Annotated in this window: 12 protein-coding genes; 3 read left to right on the forward strand and 9 right to left on the reverse strand. The window is 71.8% G+C overall.

Annotated elements, in window-relative coordinates; translation table 11 throughout:
* Positions 1-4: 4 nt before the first annotated feature.
* The gene (locus tag BT341_RS27145) at positions 5-760 is read right to left on the reverse strand and encodes an HpcH/HpaI aldolase/citrate lyase family protein (protein WP_084743006.1); all 756 of its coding nucleotides are present in this window, start codon (positions 758-760) and stop codon (positions 5-7) included.
* A gap of 130 nt (positions 761-890) precedes the next feature.
* On the opposite strand from BT341_RS27145, the gene BT341_RS45515 reads away from it, so the two are divergent.
* Positions 891-1,052, forward strand: a complete 162-nt coding sequence (locus BT341_RS45515) for a hypothetical protein (protein ID WP_177328904.1) — start codon at positions 891-893, stop codon at positions 1,050-1,052.
* 49 nt (positions 1,053-1,101) lie between these two features.
* Here BT341_RS45515 and BT341_RS27150 read toward each other — a convergent pair whose 3' ends face one another.
* The 5 genes from BT341_RS27150 to BT341_RS27170 form a co-directional block, all read right to left on the reverse strand.
* Entirely contained in the window at positions 1,102-1,734 is a 633-nt protein-coding gene (locus tag BT341_RS27150) for a GntR family transcriptional regulator (protein WP_072478972.1), read from the reverse strand.
* A complete protein-coding gene (locus BT341_RS27155) occupies positions 1,734-2,402 on the reverse strand; it encodes an HAD family hydrolase (protein WP_072478973.1) in 669 nt (222 codons plus the stop codon). The genes BT341_RS27150 and BT341_RS27155 overlap by 1 nt, the downstream gene beginning before the upstream one ends.
* Before the next feature lie 38 nt (positions 2,403-2,440).
* Positions 2,441-3,226, reverse strand: a complete 786-nt coding sequence (locus BT341_RS27160) for an SDR family oxidoreductase (protein ID WP_072478974.1) — start codon at positions 3,224-3,226, stop codon at positions 2,441-2,443.
* Positions 3,227-3,280: 54 nt separating this feature from the next.
* Entirely contained in the window at positions 3,281-6,868 is a 3,588-nt protein-coding gene (locus tag BT341_RS27165; RefSeq protein WP_072478975.1) for a discoidin domain-containing protein, read from the reverse strand.
* Positions 6,869-7,494: 626 nt separating this feature from the next.
* Positions 7,495-7,932 (reverse strand): winged helix-turn-helix transcriptional regulator, encoded by a 438-nt coding sequence (locus BT341_RS27170; protein WP_072478976.1) that lies wholly within the window; start codon positions 7,930-7,932, stop codon positions 7,495-7,497.
* A gap of 131 nt (positions 7,933-8,063) precedes the next feature.
* On the opposite strand from BT341_RS27170, the gene BT341_RS27175 reads away from it, so the two are divergent.
* Positions 8,064-9,260 (forward strand): thiolase family protein, encoded by a 1,197-nt coding sequence (locus BT341_RS27175; RefSeq protein ID WP_072478977.1) that lies wholly within the window; start codon positions 8,064-8,066, stop codon positions 9,258-9,260.
* A gap of 98 nt (positions 9,261-9,358) precedes the next feature.
* On the opposite strand, the gene ligD is transcribed toward BT341_RS27175, so the two are convergent.
* Positions 9,359-10,309 carry a non-homologous end-joining DNA ligase gene (gene ligD, locus BT341_RS27180; protein WP_072478978.1) on the reverse strand — a complete coding sequence of 317 codons (951 nt, stop codon included), beginning with the start codon at positions 10,307-10,309 and terminating at the stop codon, positions 9,359-9,361.
* A gap of 40 nt (positions 10,310-10,349) precedes the next feature.
* Between ligD and BT341_RS27185 the strand changes: the two genes are divergently transcribed.
* Positions 10,350-11,186 (forward strand): PHP domain-containing protein, encoded by an 837-nt coding sequence (locus tag BT341_RS27185; RefSeq protein ID WP_072478979.1) that lies wholly within the window; start codon positions 10,350-10,352, stop codon positions 11,184-11,186.
* Position 11,187: 1 nt separating this feature from the next.
* Here BT341_RS27185 and BT341_RS27190 read toward each other — a convergent pair whose 3' ends face one another.
* Together BT341_RS27190 and BT341_RS27195 are read right to left on the reverse strand one after the other, a co-directional pair.
* Positions 11,188-13,221: an MFS transporter gene (locus tag BT341_RS27190; RefSeq protein WP_072478980.1), complete on the reverse strand. Its 2,034-nt coding sequence runs from the start codon at positions 13,219-13,221 to the stop codon at positions 11,188-11,190.
* Between the two features lie 29 nt (positions 13,222-13,250).
* Positions 13,251-13,730 (reverse strand): GNAT family N-acetyltransferase, encoded by a 480-nt coding sequence (locus tag BT341_RS27195; RefSeq protein ID WP_072478981.1) that lies wholly within the window; start codon positions 13,728-13,730, stop codon positions 13,251-13,253.
* Positions 13,731-13,740 lie beyond the last annotated feature (10 nt).

Below are 13,740 nucleotides of genomic sequence, written 5' to 3' on the forward strand. Positions count from 1 at the left end.
GGCGTCACGCGCCCAGGATCCGCCGGGCCCGCGCGAGCACCGGCCGGTCCACGAGCTGTCCGTCCACAGCGGACGCCGACGCGCCCGCGGTGAGCACTTTCGTGGCCCAGGCCAGCTCGGCTTCGGTCGGCGCGAAGCCGGCGCGGACCGGCTCGATCTGCCGCGGGTGGACGCAGAGCTTGCCGCCGAAGCCCATCCGGCGCGCGTAGCGGACGTCGGCCGCGAGCCGTTCGTCGTCGCGCAGATCCGTGGTGACGCCGTCGACCGGCGGCGCGAGCCCGGCCGCCGCCGACGCGATCACGAGCCGCGAGCGCGCGTAGGCGAACGGCTCCGGATCCTCGGGGGCCACGCCGAGCTCAGCGGCCAGGTCGACGCTGCCGAAGGCGAGCCGCGTCACCGACGGGGCGGCGGCCAGCTCCCCGGCGCTTTCGACCCCGCGCGCGGTCTCGACGAGGGCCACGACTTCCCGGAACGCGGTCAGCACGCCGGGCGTCTCGGCCTTCGGCACCAGCACCGGGACGCCGCGCGCGGCCACCAACGCGGCGTCGGCGTCGAACCAGGGCGTGCCTGGGGCGTTGATCCGGACCATGGCGTGGTTCTCGGCGAGCCAGGCGGCGACCTCGGCGCGCGCGGTGTCCTTGTCGGCCGGGGCGACGGCGTCTTCGAGATCGAGGATCACGACGTCCGCACCGGCGGCGACGGCCTTGCCGAAGCGGTCCGGACGGTCACCGGGCACGAAGAGGTAGGTGGTCGCGGTCACCGTGGTCACGGTAATGCCCGGTGCGGAGCGCGGGTAAGGGGTGCGGGTGGCCGGGAGTGCGTGTTCACCCGATGCCGCGAGGGTGCCCTCAGGACGACCGTGGGTCCTCGGACGAAGGAGTGAGGACACGATGCGCGGCGACTGGATCTACGACTGGGTGCGGGTGGAGATGGAGTACCGGGCGGGCCCGCCGCCCGTGGTACGGCGCGGCCGCGCGGACCGCCGGGCACCACGCCACTGGGCGGCGCTGTGGGCTGGATTGTTCCCGGCGCACAAGGCGCGTGAGGCGTGACGCCGGGTCAAGTCGAGCACCTCCGCACCCGCCGGGCCTGAGAACGCAGTCAGGTCGTCAACAAGCCGTCCCGTGCGCGGGCCAGGTGGTCGCGCAGCTCCGCCTCAGCGCTTGCCGGGTTTCCGGAGGCGATCGCCGTCAGCAGGCGCCGGTGCTCCACCGCCAGTTCCGCCGGGTCCGGGTACGACCCGCGCAGGCGGGCCAGGCACAGCTGCATCTCCTCCTGCAGCGGCGGGTAGATCCGGTTCAGCCGGGTGCTGCCCGCCGCGGCGACGAGAGCCAGGTGGAACTCCGTGTGCGCTGCCACCCGCTCGCTCCACCCCGCCTCCGGTGGCAACGCCTCCAGCGCCGCCAAGGCCGCCGATGCCCCGGCCAAGGGACGCCCCTGGGAAATGATCAGGCGCGCAGCCGTCAGTTCCAGTGGCAGGCGGACCGTGAACAGGTCCCGCACGTCGTCGTCGGTCAGCACCGGTACGCGCAGCGACCGGCCCCCCGCACGCTCCACCAGGTGCCGCGCGACCAGTTCCTGAAGTGCCGAGCGCACCGTCGGGCGGGCCACGCCGAACGTCGTCGCCAGGCCCTGTTCCGTCAGCGGCCTGCCCGGTTCCAGCTCGCCGCTGAGGATCCGGTGGCGCACCTCCGCCACCAGCGCGTCCCGCGTGTTCGTCGTCTGCAGCACCATCAGGAGCCGTGCACCCGTTCCACCGTCGCCACCAGGTCGCCGAGGCCGGGCAGCACGGCGTCGGCGATCGACGGGTCGTGCGGGTCGCCGTGCCGGTTGATCCACACCCGCGGGATGCCCAGCGCCTGCGCGGGAACCATGTCGTGGAAGTGGCTCTGCGCGACGTGCACCCAGGTGTCCCGAGTGGCGCCGAACGACGCCGCGAACCGCTCGAAATGCGCGTGCCCCGGCTTGTACGAGCCGACGTCTTCCGAGGTCACCACCGCGTCGATCGGCACGGCCAGCCGGCGCTGGGTCTCGCCGATCAGGTCGCGGTCGCAGTTGGTCAGCAGGGCGATCCGCCAGCCCGCTTCGCGCAACGCGGTGAGCGCGGGCCGGGTGTCCGGGAACACCGGCCAGTACGGCAGCCCGGTCCCGAGCACCGACGCGTCGTCGGGCGCCAGCTCCAGCCCCGCCTCGGCCGCCGTTCGCCGCACCGACTCGGCGAGCACTTCCCGGTAGCGCCGCACCGGCTTCTCCGCCTGGACCTGCGGCTCGATCCGGTTGTGGATCTCCAGCAGCTCGGCGCCACGGCCGGGGAACAGCAGCTCGAGCCCGGTCGTGATCCCGTGCCGCCAGTCCACCAGCGTGCCGAAGCAGTCGAACGTCGCCCAGCGCAATTCGGTCATACAGTCAGTCTGCTATACGGTTATACCGAAGGCAACCGTCACCGCTTCCGATAGCGCAACGCACCCGCGTCGGCCTGCTCGGCGAGGTATTCGGCGAACGTGATCTTCCCTTCACGATGGTCCGGCGCCAGGTGCCCGCCGCCCGCGTACGCCCGGAAGGTCTCCCCCGGCACGGCCACCGGGACGGTCCGGCGACGCCGGCCACTCGCGGCCAGGACGGCCTCGGTCAGCTCGGCGGCCGGCAGGATCTCCGGGCCGCCGAAGTCGTCCGCGCGGCCCGAGGGGTCGCCCAGCGCCAGGTCCGCGAGCCGTTCCGCGACGTCCCGGACGTCGACGGGCTGGAACGAGACGCGCGGCACCGGCACCACCGGCAGCCGGGCCGCGCCGGCGAGCAGGGTCCGGACCAGCGCGTGGAACTGCGTGGCCCGCTGGATCGTGTACGGCAGCCCGGATCCGGCGATGAGCTCTTCGGTCTCGCGTTTCGCCCGGTAGTAGCCGAGCGGAACGCGGTCGACGCCGACGATCGAGACGTAGACCAGGTGCGGGGCACTCGCCCAGCGCGCCGCTTCGACGAGCGTGCGCGCCAGCGCCGCCTCGCGCCCGAAGTAGTCCGTGGCGCAGTGGACGACCACGTCGGTCCCGGCCACGGCGCTGTCGATGCCGCGCCCGGTCCGCAGGTCGCCGGGGACGACGTCCGGCGAGGCCCGCCGGCTCAGCACGCGGACCTCCTCGCCGGCCGCCCGCAGCCGCGCCACCACCGCGCCGCCCAGCTGACCGGTGCCGCCGGTGACCAGGATCCGCACGTCGACCACCTCCGGCGTCATCCTGGCACGAAGGTGCCCGCCGGGAAACGGCTTCCCGGCGGGCACCGGCGGCGCTCAGGTGCGGATGATGGTGAAGGTGGATGTCGTGTTGCGGATGTCCTGGTCGTTGTCGCTCAGCGTCAGCCCGGTGAAGGTCGCCGAGCCGACGGCCGGGCCCTGGCCCGGTTCCGGCAGCTCGTTGGCCCAGATGCCGATCCCGGACTTGGCGTCGAAGGCGTCCCCGCTGCGGTGCGCGCCGGTGATCGACACGTTCGTCAGCACGGTGTCCTCGACCGGGTGCTCCGGCGTGGTGCCGTCGTACTTGGTCTGGAACATGACGCCGCTGTAGGTCGGGCTCTGGATGTCCACATCGGACACCCGGATCCCGCGGAACTCCTTGGACGCGGAGAACAGCCAGATCGCCGGAAAGGTCTGCTGGCCCCAGAAGTGGCCGCCGTCGCGGACGAGGGAGGCGTTCTGGACCGTCGTCGGCGGCGGCCCGAACCCGAGGAACGGGTAGCCGAAGTCGAGCGAGCTGATCGTGATCGCCGAATACGTCAGCGTGTCGGCGATGTAGAAGTTGCGGAAGGTGTTGTTGTACCCGCCGTACACCGCGAGCCCGGCCGCGCGCCACGGGGTGAGCGAGGTCAGGTTCTCGAACACGTTGTCGTACTGGTTGCCCTGGTTGATGTCCGTGGCGGCGAACAGCGCGAAGCTGTCGTCGCCGGTGGACCGGGCCTCGTTGTTGGTGACGTGGTTGCCGGTGCTGCCGTTGGTGAGGTTGATCCCGTCGGCGAAGGTGTCGCGGATCCGGGAGTTCTTGATCGTCGTGTTGTCCACGTTGGTGCCCCACACCATCACGACCTGGTGCTCCACCCAGATGTTGTCGATGGTCAGGTTCGCGACATCGGTCAGGTTGAACACCTTGCCGGGGCCGTCGATCCGGGAAGTGTAGTTCCCGAACACGGCGAACCCGCTGAACGTCGAGCCGTTCGCGCTCGCCTGCACGTCGACGCCGATGTCGGTGTTCTCCTGCCCGGACGGCGCGGAGAACTTCGTGAACCACGGCCCCGCGCCGGTGACCGTCACGGGCTTGCCGTAGACGTTCAGCTTGCTCGAGAGCGAGTAGTTCCCGGCCGGCAGGTAGACCCCGGTGAGGGTGGTGTCCTGCCGCACCTTGTCGAGCGCGTTCTGCACGTCCTGCTGGGTGAAGCCGGCCGGGACCGCGAAGTGCGCCGGGTCCGGGTTGGCCTGCGCGGTGGCCAGCTCGAAGTTCACGAAGTCGATCGCGTAGTTCGTGCTGTTGGCCGCGTCCTTCTGCAGCTTGATCTTGTGCCCGGCCGGCACGGTCGTGCCGAGCAGCATGCCGGCCTCGTCGTAGATGTGCCGCGGTCCGCTGCCCGGTGAATTGCCCGGCCCGGTTTCGGCGCCGTAGAGCCACGCGTAGTGCGAGGTCAGGTCGATCGCCTTGAGGAAGGTGCCGTCGACGTAGACGTTCAGCGTGGCGTTGATGCCACCGCCGCCCGGCGCGTCCGGGATGGAGAACCGCGTGACGAGCGTGTTGGTCGCCGCGCGGGTGGTGAACTCCACCGACGCGCCGGTCGAGTTCAGCGTCACGGCCCTGCGTCCCGACGCCTCGCCCGCGAGGTCGCCGATCGTGCGGTTCGGGCCGACCACCGCGGCGCCGCCGGCGACCACGCCGTCCTCGGCCTCGTACATGTCGTAGGGCATGTTCGCGCCGCGGCCGACGAACAGCGCCTGCGTGCCGGTGTTGTTGCCCTGCTTCACCGGCAGCTCGTTGGCGTCGTTGGCGACGACGGTCTTGACGGTGTACCGGCCGTTGGCCGCGCTCCACGTGCCGACGGTGACGGGAGCCGCGGTCGCTCCGGGCGCGATGGTCCCGGTGTAGCTTCCGGTCAGCGTCTTCACGACGGTGCCGTTCTGGTCGGCGATCGTCACCGTGACGCCGTGCCCGCCGCCTGCCGACGCGATCGTGCCCTGGTTGCGCAGCGTCGTGCTGAAGGTGACGACGTTGCCCGCGGCGGGGTTGTCCGGCGACCACGAGGTGGCCGCGACGAGGTCGGAGCTCTGGACCGGGCTGACGACCAGCGCGGTGGAGGCGGTGTAGGAGTTGTTGGCCTCGTTCTGTTCGATGACGGCGTTGGCCTCGTCGACCTTCGCGGTCAGCTGGTAGCTGCCCGCGTCCCGGGTGCCGATGTTCGCCGACACCGTCGTGGACGCGCCGGCGGCGAGCGCGCCGACGTTCGCGGTGCCGACCTTGGTGGTGCCCAGGTAGAGGTTGACGTTCGTCGCGCCCGAGGCGGCCGTCCCGGCGTTGCGGACGGTCGCGGACGCGGTGATCGCGTCGGTCTCCACGGGGTTCTGCGGCGACCACGACACACCCGAGATCGTCAGGTCGGGGTTCGGCGCCGGGACGCCGAAGACCTGGAACTCCGCGGCCTGCCCGCCGCCGGCCCCGGAGTTGGCGGTGACGCGCAAGCGGACGTCGGCGGCGCGGCCGCCCACGGGGATCGTCACGGTGTTGCCGGTCGCGGGGTCGAAGCCGTAGGTCTGCGCGGGCACGAGCGTGGTGAACGCCGAGCTGCTCTGCTCACGGCCTTCGACGGCGATCGTCTGCGTCCGCGGGCCCCAGGCCGGGTCGGGGTTGAGCTTGACGACGACCTGGTTCAGGTCGGCGTTCGAGCCGAGCGCGACGGTCAGCAGGTTCGGGTAGGTGCCGCCACCGCCCTCCCAGTACGTGGTCAGGGAGTTGTCGTTGGCGTTCGCGGCGACGAAGTCGTACTGCGCCGAAGACGCCGTGATGGGCTTGCCGAGCGCGAGGTTCGTGCCGGCCTGGGTGCCGGTGCGCGTCACGGTGTTGCTGTTCGCCGACTGGTTGCCCGCCGCGTCTTTCGCGCGGACGAAGTAGGCGACGGTCGCGCTGTCGGGCTGGCTGTCGGTGTAGGTCAGGACGTTTCCGGCGACGCTGCCGCGGAGCTGGCCGTTGGCGTAGACGTCGTAGCCGGTGACGCCGGTGTTGTCGGTCGAGGCCGACCAGGTGAGCCGGATCTGGCCGCTCGACGGCTGGGTGTAGGCGAGGTTGCCCGGCGCCGACGGCGGCTGCGTGTCCCCGCCGGCCGGGCCGTGCACCTCGAACTCGGACAGCTGCGCGGCGGGCCAGCCGGTGTTGGCGCTGACGTTCAACCGGACGAACCGGGGCTTGCCGGTGACGTCCACGGTGACCGTGTTGGCCTTGGCCGGGTCGAACAGGTAGCCGGCCGAGGGCTTCAGGTCGGTGAAGGTCGTCCCGTCGGTGCTGCCCTGCACGCTGAAGGTCTCGGTGCGGGCGCCCCAGTTCGCGACGGGCAGCTTGAGCACGAGCTGCGCGACGTCCGTGGGGGCGCCGAGGTCGGCCTGGATCCATTGCGGGAACTGGTTGTTGGTGCTTTCCCAGTAGGTGTCCTGGTTCCCGTCGCCGGCGTTCGAGGCGGGATAGCCGGCGAGCTGGCTGCTGGCGGTGTAGGTGGCGACGGCGGCTTGGGCGGCGGGCTGGACGGCCGGGGCGGCCGCGGGCGTGGCGCTCGCCGGGACGGCGGGGGTGGCCAGGACGAGGGACAGGGCGGCGCAGGTCGCCGCGCGCGACAGAAGTCGCTTCGTTCTCATGGGGTTCCTCTGATCCGGGGAGGGAGGGAGACGGGTGGAGACGAGCAGAACCGGGGAACGGACGCAGCGGGCGCGGTCCGGTGGCGCGCGCGGGCAGCACGGAACAGCCGTCATGGGCACCTCTTCGTCGAGGGCTGGGCAGGATGTTCCTGACAGTTGCCTTGATTTCTCGTCGATCTGTCAGGTTCTTGCACTGATTCGTTCAAGAGTTACAGTGACGTGGGTCTCAAGTCAACGCCCGGACGCCGAAAGGCCTCCTCGCGGGGAGGCGAGGAGGCCTTGGCAGCGAAGTTTCTGGCGGAGGGAGGTGGGGTGGATCGCCGCGCGGGCGCCCACGAAGCTCAGCGCCTGGCGCCGAGCCGGATCCCGGGATCCCGGCGCGCGGGCGCCCCCGGAATGTCAGCGCACGCCGGAGCTGGATCGCACGAGAATCGGGCGCGCAGGCCTTCCGCGCCTGGCGCCGAGCCGGATCGCGGGATCCCGGGCGCAGGCCACCGACCGCAGGGCACCGCACCGCGCCCAGCCGGATCGCGAAGATCCCGAGGCGCAGGCCAACCGCGGAATGTCAGCGCACGGCGCCCAGCCGCATCACGCGAACACCGAGCGCGCAGCCGTCCCGCCGCAGCTCAGCGCACGGCGCCCAGGCGGATCGCGCGGGTGCCGGGTGCGTCGGCCGGGTCGCCGCAGTGCGCGCAGACCGTCGCCGGTGTCAGTACCTCGCCGCATGCGTGGCGCCACAACGTCGGCGGTTCGCCCCGGTGGACGTACTTGTCGCCCCATGCCATCAACCCCAGCAGGATCGGCTGCAACGCGCGGCCGGCCTCGGTCGGGTAGTACTCGAAGCGCGGTGGGTGGTCCTCGTACTGCACCTTCTCGAGCACGCCCGCGTCGACGAGCTTGCGCAGCCGGGCCGCCAGGATGTCTCGGCTGGCGCCGGTGTTCTCCGCGATCCGGTTGAACCGCCGCTCGCCCAGCATGATCTCGCGCAGCGCCAGCAGGCTCCAGCGTTCGCCGACGACCTCGAGGGCCTCGGCGACCGAGCATTCGCGACCGCGCCGGACCATGCCACCTCCCTGGGATTGAAAACCCAACCTAGCACGTCACGCGACTGTGACCTGGGGAACAAGCGAGTTGTGGAATCCAACTCACCGGGCGTATACCGAAGGCATCCCCGATCTGCGAGGAGGCAGACGCCATGACGGACGCGGTGATCGTCGACGCGGTACGGACCCCGATCGGCAAGGGCAAGCCCAACGGCACACTGGCCGGGGTGCACCCGGTCGACCTGCACGCCCACGCGCTGCGTTCGCTGCTCGAGCGCACCGGTGTCGACCCGGCGCGCGTCGACGACGTGATCAGCGGCGCCGTCGGCCAGATCGGCGAGCAGAGCACGAACACCGCCCGCTGGGCCGCGCTGGCGGCCGGGCTGCCGGAGTCGGTGCCCGCGGTGACCGTCGACCGCCAGTGCGGCAGCAGCCAGCAGGCCGTCCACTTCGCCGCGCAGGGTGTCATCGCCGGCGCGTACGACGTCGTGATCGCCTCCGGTGTCGAGTCGATGAGCCGGGTGCCGATGGGCAGCCAGGTGGCCGGGCGGGACCCGTTCGGCCCGCAGATCGCCGCTCGCTACCCGGACGGCCTGGTGCCGCAGGGCATCAGCGCGGAGCTGATCGCCGCCAAGTGGGGCTTCACCCGGGCGCAGCTGGACGAGTTTTCCGCGGAAAGCCACCAGCGCGCCGCGAAGGCGTGGGCGGCGGGCAAGTTCGCGGGCGAGGTGGTGCCGCTCAAGGCACCGGGTCCCGACGGCGCCCTCGTGGACGTCACGACCGACGAGACGGTCCGCCCGGCCACCACACCCGAGATCCTCGCCGGCCTCAAGCCCGCGTTCCGCGCGGACGTCTGGGAGCGGCGGTTCCCGGACCTCGGCTGGCACGTCACGGCGGGCAACTCGTCACCGATCAACGACGGCGCGGCGGCCCTCATGATCACCAGCAGCGAGACGGCGGCAGCGCTGGGCCTGCGGCCACGGGCCCGCATCCACAGCTTCGCGGTCGCCGGCGACGACCCGTTGTACATGCTGACGGGCGTCATCCCGGCAACGCGCACGGTACTGGCGCGCGCGGGACTGGAGGTATCGGACATCGACGCGTTCGAGGTGAACGAGGCGTTCGCCAGCGTGGTACTGGCCTGGCAGGCGGAGATCGGCGCGGACCTGGCGAAGGTCAACGTGAACGGCGGCGCGATAGCACTGGGCCACCCACTGGGAGGCAGCGGCGCCCGGCTGATGACAACGCTGCTGTCGGTGCTGGAGCAGACGGGCGGCCGCTACGGCCTGCAGACGATGTGCGAAGCGGGCGGCCTGGCCAACGCAACGATCATCGAGCGCCTGGACTGACCGGGCAGCCAAGAAACCCAGACCCGCAACCCCGAATCCGAAGCCGTAGTCACAATGGCGCTTCGGGGTTGCGGAAAGCAGGAAAGCCGGGAACCACATCAGTCCGGCTCCGGAGGCTCCTCGACACCATCACGCTCGGCCCACTCCAGCAGCGGATCGAGGGAGAAGACAGCGCCGTCGATCCCGGCATGAAGGTCACCCAGCTCGGCAAAGCGCGCCGGCACGGTAGCGATGGTGAAGTCACCGGGCTCGACGTCGTCGATCTCGTCCCACCGGATCGGCGTCGAAACCGTGCCTTCCGGGTTACCCCGCACGGAGTAAGCGCTGGCGATCGTATGGTCACGGGCGTTCTGGTTGTAGTCGACGAACAGCATCCGCGGGTCACGGTCCTTGCGCCACCAGGTCGTCGTGACGTCGTCCGGAGCACGACGCTCCACCTCGCGCGCGAAGGCGAGAGCCGCCCGCCGGACCTCCGAGAACCCCCAACGGGGCTCGATCCGGACGTAGACGTGCAGCCCGCGGCCGCCGGAGGTCTTCGGCCAGCCGACCGCGCCGAGCTCGTCGAGAACCTCCTGGGCGACGTGCGCGACCCGGCGGACGCGGTCGAAGCCGCAGTCGGGCATCGGGTCGAGGTCGATGCGCCACTCGTCGGGCTTCTCGGTGTCGGCGCGGCGCGAGTTCCACGGGTGGAACTCCACTGTGGACATCTGCACCGCCCACGCGACGTGCGCCAGCTCGGTGACGCACAGCTCGTAGGCGTGCCGTCCGTAGCGCGGGAAGTCGACCCGGACGGTCTCCAGCCACGGCGGCGCGCCGTGCGGGACGCGCTTCTGGTGGACCTTCTCCCCCGCCACGCCCGACGGGAACCGGTGCAGCATGCACGGCCGCTCGCGCAGCGCGTTGACGATGCCGTCGCCCACCGAGAGGTAGTAGTTGACCAGGTCGAGCTTCGTCTCGCCGCGGGCCGGGAAGTACACCCGGTCGGGGTTGGAGATCCGCACGGTCCGGTGCCCGACCTCGAGCTCGACCGCCGCCGACTTCTGCGCCATGGCCCCGACCCTAGCCCGAAACCCCCGCTACCGTGGGTTCATGCGCCTGCCGCCGGACGGGCACGTCCACACCGAATGGTCCTGGGACACCATGACCGGGTCGATGATCGGCTCGTGCGAGCGGGCGCTCGCGCTGGGGCTGCCGTCGGTGGCGTTCACCGAGCACGCGGACCTGACGCCGTGGCTGATCCCCGAGCCGGTCCGGCCGCTGCTGCCGGACCACTTCACGGTGCGGCTGCGGCCCGACGGCGTCCTCGAGCCGCCCGACCTCGACGTCTCCGGCTACCTGGCCTGCGTGGCCGAATGCCGGGACCGGTTCCCGGATCTGCTGATCCTCTCCGGTGTGGAGCTGAGCGAGCCGCACTGGCACCGGGTGCGCGCCGACGCGCTGCTGGCCGCCCACGACTTCGACCGCGTGCTGGGTTCGGTGCACTCCCTGCCGGACGGGGAGCACCACCAGGAGCTGACGGTGGTCGCGGACCGGCCGCCGGGCGACCTGCTGCGGGCGTACCTGGCGGAGGTGCTGGACCTGGTCGAGTCGTCAGCGGGCTTCGCGGTGCTCGCGCACATCGATTACGCGCTGCGGTCCTGGCCCGCGGCGGCGCCGCCGTTCGCGGCGGCGGACTTCGCCGACGAGTTCCGCACCGTGCTGCGGGCGCTCGCGGCGAGCGGCCGGGCCCTGGAGGTCAACACGAAGGTGCCGCTGCCGGGCGAGGTGGTGCGCTGGTGGTTCGAGGCAGGCGGCGACGCGGTCGCGTTCGGCAGTGACGCGCACGAGCCGGCACTCGTCGGGCACGGTTTCGCGGAGGCGGCGGCGCTGGTCGAGGCGTGCGGTTTCCGCCCGGGCCGGACCCCGCACGACTTCTGGCGCCGCTGACTCAGGCGAGCGCGTGCCGCCCGTACGCCCGCGATTCGGCGCTCTGGTCCAGCAGCCGGGCCGCGACCCGGCCGATCGCCGCGTCCAGCTCGGCGCGGTCGCCCGTGCCCCAGTCGGCCAGCCGCTCGGCCAGCCAGTCGTGCCAGGCGCGGGTCACCTTGGCGAACTCCGCGCGGCCCGCGTCGGTCAAGTCCCAGCCATCGCGCGTGTAGCGCAGCTGCCCGGTCAGCTCCAGGCGGTTGAACGCCGGTTCCAGCACCGGTGCCGGCACGCCGAAGTGCTCGCCGATCGCCCGGAGGGTCGCCGGCTCCCCACGGCGTTGCCGCAGGTGGACCTGCAGCAGGCACCAGATGCCACCTTCGTCGAGGCCGGCACCGGCCCGTTCGACGATCGCCGGGGCGACCTGGCGGCGCTCGCGGAAGAACAGGGTCGCGACCGCGCGTTCCAGCTCGCGGTCGTCCGTCCGGGCCTCGGGCATCGCGAAGCCGTCGCCGAGGTCCGGCGCCGCCGCCCGCGCCGTGTCGCGCAGCGGGACCTCCTTGAGGAAGAACGCCAGCGCGAACGCCACCAGCCCGACCGGTGCGGCGGCGAGGAACACGACGTGCAGCGAGTCGCTGTACACCCGGATCACCGGCGCCGACACCGCCTCCGGCAGCGCGTGCAGGGCGGTCGGCACCTGCACCGCCCGCGGATCGACGCCCGGTGGCAACGCGGCGACCGCGTGCGCCAGGTGGGGGGTCAGCTGGTTGGCGTACACCGTGCCGAAGATCGCCGCCCCGAACGAGCTGCCGATCGAGCGAAGGAACGTCACGCCCGAGGTGGCGACGCCCAGGTCGGCGTAGTCGACGGTGTTCTGCACGGCGATGGTCAGCACCTGCATGCCGAGCCCGATGCCCAGGCCGAGCACGGCCATGTACGCCGACGCCTCCCAGAACCCGGTGCCGGTGTCGAGCCACGACAGCAGGTAGAGCCCGATGGTCATGCCCGCGGCGCCGGCCAGGGGGAAGATCTTGTAGCGCCCGGTGCGGCTCACCGCGTTGCCCGCGGCGATCGACGCGACGAGCAGCGCGAGCACCATCGGCAGCAGCCGGACTCCCGACGACGTCGCCGACGTGCCCTGGACGTACTGCATGTACGTCGGCAGGTAGGACAACGCGCCCAGCATCGCGAAGCCGACGACGAAGCTCATGACCCCGCCGACGGTGAACACCGGGTTGCGGAACAGCCGCATCGGCAGCATCGGCTCTTTCGCGCGCAGCTCCGCGAAGACGAACGCGGCCAGCAGCACCACCGAGCCCGCCGCCATCCCGATGATCACCGGCGAGCCCCACGCGTACTGCGTGCCGCCCCAGCTCGTCACCAGCGTGAGCCCGGTGGCGGCCAGGCCGATGAGCAGGATGCCGAGGTAGTCGACGACCGGCTTGACCGCGGCACGCGCGTTCGGCATCGCCGACGACGCGACCACCAGCACCACCAGGACCAGCGGAATGTTGACGTAGAACGCCCACCGCCACGACAGGTGGTCGACGAAGAAGCCGCCCAGCATCGGGCCGGCCACGGTGACCACGCCGAACACCGAGCCGAGCACGCCCTGGTACTTGCCGCGCTCGCGCAGCGGCACGACGTCGGCGATGAGCGCGGTCGAGGTGACCATGAGCCCGCCGCCGCCGAGGCCCTGCACCGCGCGCCAGACGATCAGCCAGACCATGCTGTCGGCGAACCCGGCGCAGAACGAGCCGGCGCCGAACACGAGCACCGACAGCTGGAACATCAGCTTGCGGCCGAACAGGTCGCCGAGCTTGCCGACGACCACGGTCATGATCGTCTCGGCGAGCAGGTAGGACGTGACGACCCAGGACAGGTGCCCGGCGCCGCCGAGGTCGCCGACGATGGTGGGCAGGGCGGTGCCGACGATGGTCTGGTCCAGCGCGGCGAGCAGCATCCCGAGCAGGACGGCGCCGAACACGGCGTTGACCCGTGCCCTGCTCAGCGGCGCGGGTCCCGGCTCGCGGGCGACCTCCGCGGTGGCCGTCATGTCCCACCCTCCTCGCTCGGCCTCCGAGGCTAGTGCGAGCTGTCCACTGTGGATAGCCACCCGTTCCGGTGACGCAAGGTCAGCTCGAAAGGCTCGAAGCCTTGCGCGCGGTAGAACGCCAAGGCGCCTTCGTTGGCAGCGTAAGCCTGCACGGTGACCTCGTTAGCGCCGTTTTCCGCGGCCCACGCGAGAAACGCGCGGACCAGGGCGGTGCCGGCGCCGGACCGGCGGTGCGCGGGGCCGACGCGCATGCTTTCCAGGACGGCGGTGACGGCGGCGGGCCGCAGCGGATCCGGTGAGCGCAGCCGTCCGATCAGGTGGCCGCCGCCGGCCAGCAGGCACAGGCAGCGCGGGTCGCCGATGAGGGCCGAGTAGTAGGCCGCGCCGTCGCGGGCGGGCCAGCCGGTGTCCATGAACGGATCCCGGCGGCCACCGTCCTCGGCGAACAGCGCCGCGGCCGAGCCGAGCAGCTCCGGGAGGTCTTCGGGGGTGCACAGGGAAACCGTCATGGTCCACCAC

Origin of the sequence: Amycolatopsis australiensis, assembly GCF_900119165.1 — a bacterium.
GTDB classification, from domain to species: Bacteria; Actinomycetota; Actinomycetes; order Mycobacteriales; family Pseudonocardiaceae; genus Amycolatopsis; species Amycolatopsis australiensis.

Excerpts from the sequence above, each read along its gene's own strand:
- BT341_RS45515 (WP_177328904.1), top strand. The coding sequence starts at position 891 with ATGCGCGGCGACTGGATCTACGACTGGGTGCGGGTGGAGATGGAGTAC.
- BT341_RS27150 (WP_072478972.1), bottom strand. The coding sequence starts at position 1,734 with ATGGTGCTGCAGACGACGAACACGCGGGACGCGCTGGTGGCGGAGGTG.
- BT341_RS27155 (WP_072478973.1), bottom strand. The coding sequence starts at position 2,402 with ATGACCGAATTGCGCTGGGCGACGTTCGACTGCTTCGGCACGCTGGTG.
- BT341_RS27160 (WP_072478974.1), bottom strand. The coding sequence starts at position 3,226 with ATGACGCCGGAGGTGGTCGACGTGCGGATCCTGGTCACCGGCGGCACC.
- BT341_RS27165 (WP_072478975.1), bottom strand. The coding sequence starts at position 6,868 with ATGAGAACGAAGCGACTTCTGTCGCGCGCGGCGACCTGCGCCGCCCTG.
- BT341_RS27170 (WP_072478976.1), bottom strand. The coding sequence starts at position 7,932 with ATGGTCCGGCGCGGTCGCGAATGCTCGGTCGCCGAGGCCCTCGAGGTC.
- BT341_RS27175 (WP_072478977.1), top strand. The coding sequence starts at position 8,064 with ATGACGGACGCGGTGATCGTCGACGCGGTACGGACCCCGATCGGCAAG.
- ligD (WP_072478978.1), bottom strand. The coding sequence starts at position 10,309 with ATGGCGCAGAAGTCGGCGGCGGTCGAGCTCGAGGTCGGGCACCGGACC.
- BT341_RS27185 (WP_072478979.1), top strand. The coding sequence starts at position 10,350 with ATGCGCCTGCCGCCGGACGGGCACGTCCACACCGAATGGTCCTGGGAC.
- BT341_RS27190 (WP_072478980.1), bottom strand. The coding sequence starts at position 13,221 with ATGACGGCCACCGCGGAGGTCGCCCGCGAGCCGGGACCCGCGCCGCTG.
- BT341_RS27195 (WP_072478981.1), bottom strand. The coding sequence starts at position 13,730 with ATGACGGTTTCCCTGTGCACCCCCGAAGACCTCCCGGAGCTGCTCGGC.